Source organism: Thioalkalivibrio sp. ALE11 (assembly GCF_000381205.1).
Classification (GTDB): Bacteria; Pseudomonadota; Gammaproteobacteria; order Ectothiorhodospirales; family Ectothiorhodospiraceae; genus Thioalkalivibrio.
Window position 1 is genome coordinate 1 of the sequence record NZ_KB906204.1, and the last position, 3,907, is coordinate 3,907.

Consider the following 3,907-nt stretch of genomic DNA (forward strand, 5'->3'; position numbering starts at 1 on the left):
ACGTTTACGAAATAAATCGGGGCGTTCCTGTTGCCAGGCCTTGAGTGTCTCAACCGGCGTTCGGTGCCCCAGCGCCTTCTGCCCGATCTGATGGTCGTACAGGCACTGGTAATCCCGGAGGGTGTCGTTCAGATGCGCTTCCGAGTCGAAGCGCCGGGTGCGCAGCAGGCCGGCGATGCGTCCGTTGACGCGTTCGACCATTCAGGCACCCACGGCCCGGATTTTGCAGATCTCGCGTGCCGAGATCGATGACGAGACGGCGGCTGCAATGAGCTGCAAGGGCATCTCCTGCCTGTCGATGGAGTCGCCGGCCGATCAGGCCCCGGGATTCTGGGAGGTGGATCCGGAAGCCGAGATCACGTTGATGCCGCCCTACGACCCGATGGGGCCGGATGGCACGCACAGCCCGGCCATCGTACTTGACTAGTTGCAGGTTCAGCACGGTTTTCTCGGAGAGCAGCAGACCGGTGGTGTGAGGTGGTCCTGTCCGGAACCGCGTGAAGCGGTCACCCTTGGTGCGAGACAGTACTGACCCTGGTTTCTTGTCCGACTCAGCTTTTGCGGCTGCCGTAGGTGACGACGGACTCGATGCGTTCGGCGCGTTCGGGGTCGAGGACATCGGTCCGGGCGAGGGTGGTGGCGTCGGCGTTGATGACGTCGCGCACGCTGCCAACGTGGCGCAGCAGGTCGCGGGCTTCGTCCGCGGCGACGCCGGGCAGGCCGCTGAGGATGAATTCGGCGACCTTGCGCCGATTGTCCGACTCGGCCTCACGGTCGACGGGATCCGGCTCGATCTGGGCATTCAGGCCGGTCAGATAGATGAGCATGCCGCTGTTGTCGGCATCGGGGCTGGGCAGCACGCTGATGCCGAGGGCGATGGTCAGGTGGGCCAGGGCGCGGTGGATGTCCAGCGCCTGCTGGTAGAAGCGGGGCTCGTACAGGTCCCCTTCGACGATGTAGATCACCTGCCGGTAGTTGGCCTTCAGTTTCGCGGCGTTCTCCCAGAGGCTCTTGTCGACCACGCTCAGGACCATGTCGGCCGCGGATTTGCGTTCGATCACGACTCCGTTGGGCAAGACGTAATCGCCCACGTCCAGATCGGTGAATTCCAGTTCCACGCCCTCCAGCTCTTCGATGCGCTGGATGATCTTGCCCTTTTCGCGTTTGTCGACGCGGATTGGCAGATGAAGGTTTTCCATTGGGGACTCCGATTGTGTGACCCGCACGCAGTCTAGGCGGAGCGGAGGGGGTAACTCGCAATCCCTCATGCAGTCTCGGATACCGCCCGGGTCCTTGTATTCAGGAAATCAGTCGGCCCCGGCGGCACGGAGCTGCTGGTAGACCTCGTCCGATTCGCTGATGTGGAAGTTGTCGTCCAGAAAGTCGTAGGCAGTCTGCCCTTCCTTGTTGGTCAGGCCGGGGTCGGCGCCGAGCGCCAGCAGGGCCTCGACCATGGACGGAATGTTGTGGGCCGCGGCGTCCATGAGGGGAGTGGAGCCGTTTTTGTCCCGCGTATTGATGTCTGCGCCGTGCTCGACCAGGGTCTCGACCATGGCCGGGTCGTCGCGCAGCGCGGCCTGCACCAGGGACGTCCAGCCGTGTACGTTGCGCACCTCGATGTCCGCGCCGTGGTCGATGAGAATGGTGGCCACTGCCGGCTCGTGTTGTGCGGCGGCGACCATCAGGGCAGTCCAGCCTTCTTCGTCCCGCGCATCGACTTCGGCGCCGTGTTCGATCAGGGTCTCGATCATGGCCGGTTCGTTGTTCCCGGCGGCGACCATGAGGGCGGTGCTCGCAAAATCGTCCTGCGCGTTGACGTCGGCACCCAGTTCGATGAGGGTCTCGGCCATCGCCGGTGTCTGGTGCTTCGCGGCGTCCATGAGCACCGTCCAGCCAAAGTCGTCCCGCCCTTCGACGTCGGCGCCCTGGTCGATCAGAAACTCGGCCATGGCCGGTTCGTTGTCTGCGAGTGCGAACATCAGGGGCGTGACGCCGTTATCGTCCCTTGCATTGACGTCGGCACCCGCCTCGAGCGCAGCCGTGGCCTCTTCGGGAGTGCCTTGCGTCGCGGCCTCGAAAAGCCGGTCCGTTGGGTCGGCAGCAAAGGCGGTTTGCAGGGACAGGGCCAGGAGGGCGCCCAGGGTGATGGTCGGCAGCAGGGGGCGTTGGGTACGGGACATCCTTCTCTCCTTTGAATGACGCGGTTCCGGGACACCCGGGCAACTGTCGCGCCCCCCGGGTTTGGCGGAAATACGGTGAGATCGATCATGCCACATCCGGCGGCGCATCGCCGCTGAGCGCATCCCGCAGGGCTTGGCACTTCCACACCTGGTTGCTCGAAAGGCTGAACGCCCTGACCCGTGGACGTGATGCAGAAGCATTTCTGGCGCACTACCGCAACAAATACCACGGAGGACCGGACCAGCCGCCGATCCGGATGGCCGTGGGAGACGATGGCTCGCTGGTTCTCGACCAGACCCGAGCGCTGCAGAATGTGATTGACGGTTACACCTGCGTCCGAGAAGGCGACGTCGCGGTGGCGAAGATTACTCCGTGCTTCGAGAACGGCAAAGCCGCCATCATGCGCGGTCTCACCAATGGGGTCGGGCTTGGCACGACAGAACTGACCGTGCTTCGGCTACGAGGCCCGGTTACCACGAGCACCTAGCGATGATCGAGGAGCAGCGGCGGCTGATCGAGTCGAAGCAGTCCCCCTGTCTTTCAACCTGCAGCGACCTTACGAGTTTTCCTCGTCGTCCAGCGATGCGCCGGCCTGTTCGAGGAAGCGGCGTACTTGCTCTTGCCGGCGGAAGGCGCCCTGGCCCGATCTGCGCGTTCGCGTGAGGGGGATGGATTCCCCGGATTTCAGATAGATGACTGGCCTGTGGGCGGGTTTGCTATGGCCGGAACGCTGTGACCTCGACCAGGTCGTCTCTACGGCCACCCGGCTGATGTCCTGCAAGGGGATGTCGCGGATCTTGCCGGGGCTCCCCGGCTGCCACCAGCGCCGTTCGGCGACCTGTAGCTGGTTAACTCCGGGCGGCAGCCACAGGGCCACTACATTGCGCTGGAACAGCAGCAGGTAGAGACCCAGCACGCTCATCGCCAGGGGCATCCACAGGCCGAACGTGACCTGGTGGCTCATGTGGAAGTCTCCGCCCTGACGGACATCGTCGAGGCCGGTGTTGACCTCGTCCACGATGGATTGAACGCCGGATCGGCCGCTCCGGCTGTAGCCCAGGATATCCACCGAGCCGTCGTCCAGCTGCAGGTTGGCGGAGTAGGTGCGGTCGCCGTCGCTGTTCCGACTCTCGCCCAGTGTGGCCTGCTGGATCTCGTCCAGGGGGTAGCGGCCCTCGGTGGATTCATGGATGCCGAACGGGGCCGATCGGGTGAGTTCGCAGTAGCGCTCCTCCGCCCCGCAGGCGAGATGCGTGCTGCGGCCGAACGTGGTCAGGAAGATCACGCTCATCACGAGCACGAAGAGCCCCATGAGCGGAGTGCTCCAATTCTTGAATACCAGTTGGTTATCCACGGTTTCGCTTCTCCTTGTGGCTGGCCTGAGCATGTGCGTCGGGGCGTGGCGTGAACCGCACCATCGACCGAACAATGAAACCGGATGTCAGCCCGGCCGAGACACCTCCGTTTGGAGGGGGCGACATTGCCTGACGGCCTTTGATGATCTCACTCGAAATCCGGAACCCTCGGGGTTTCGTTCAAGCGCTCGGTCGGATTCGCCTCCGGTAGCAACACAGTCGTGCGTCATCTTCCGCGGCGGCCGACGGTGCTTGAGATTCGGAGGAGGCTGCGGTGAGTTACTGTCGAAAGTGGTGTACGGGGGGATTGAGGAAGGCGGCGTATCCGGCTGGAATGGAAGTGCGACCAACCAGCCAGCCAGAGGAGATAC

5 protein-coding genes and 1 pseudogene are annotated in these 3,907 nt (G+C 63.8%); 2 read left to right on the plus strand and 4 right to left on the minus strand.

Translation table 11 applies throughout. The features are described from left to right. Window positions 1-201 (minus strand): annotated as a pseudogene (locus F620_RS0114000) (IS481 family transposase); the annotation flags it as partial. Between the two features lie 67 nt (window positions 202-268). Here F620_RS0114000 and F620_RS0114005 point away from each other — a divergent pair. Then, the gene (locus tag F620_RS0114005) at window positions 269-427 is read left to right on the plus strand and encodes a hypothetical protein (protein WP_019571073.1); all 159 of its coding nucleotides are present in this window, start codon (window positions 269-271) and stop codon (window positions 425-427) included. Window positions 428-551: 124 nt separating this feature from the next. On the opposite strand, the gene F620_RS0114010 is transcribed toward F620_RS0114005, so the two are convergent. Beyond that, window positions 552-1,199, minus strand: coding sequence for an ERCC4 domain-containing protein (locus F620_RS0114010; protein ID WP_019571074.1), 648 nt, complete (start codon window positions 1,197-1,199; stop codon window positions 552-554). Between the two features lie 108 nt (window positions 1,200-1,307). After that, window positions 1,308-2,180: an ankyrin repeat domain-containing protein gene (locus F620_RS14635; RefSeq protein ID WP_019571075.1), complete on the minus strand. Its 873-nt coding sequence runs from the start codon at window positions 2,178-2,180 to the stop codon at window positions 1,308-1,310. Window positions 2,181-2,191: 11 nt separating this feature from the next. Between F620_RS14635 and F620_RS15600 the strand changes: the two genes are divergently transcribed. Then, window positions 2,192-2,668 (plus strand): hypothetical protein, encoded by a 477-nt coding sequence (locus tag F620_RS15600; protein ID WP_231373924.1) that lies wholly within the window; start codon window positions 2,192-2,194, stop codon window positions 2,666-2,668. A 69-nt stretch (window positions 2,669-2,737) separates the two neighbouring features. Here the strand turns inward: F620_RS15600 and F620_RS0114030 are convergent, their stop codons facing one another. Further along, a complete protein-coding gene (locus F620_RS0114030; protein WP_026331510.1) occupies window positions 2,738-3,535 on the minus strand; it encodes a hypothetical protein in 798 nt (265 codons plus the stop codon). Between the last annotated feature and the right edge of the window lie 372 nt (window positions 3,536-3,907).

Bases quoted from the DNA above. Each gene is read 5' to 3' on its own strand.
- F620_RS0114005 (WP_019571073.1), top strand. From the start codon at position 269: ATGAGCTGCAAGGGCATCTCCTGCCTGTCGATGGAGTCGCCGGCCGAT.
- F620_RS0114010 (WP_019571074.1), bottom strand. From the start codon at position 1,199: ATGGAAAACCTTCATCTGCCAATCCGCGTCGACAAACGCGAAAAGGGC.
- F620_RS14635 (WP_019571075.1), bottom strand. From the start codon at position 2,180: ATGTCCCGTACCCAACGCCCCCTGCTGCCGACCATCACCCTGGGCGCC.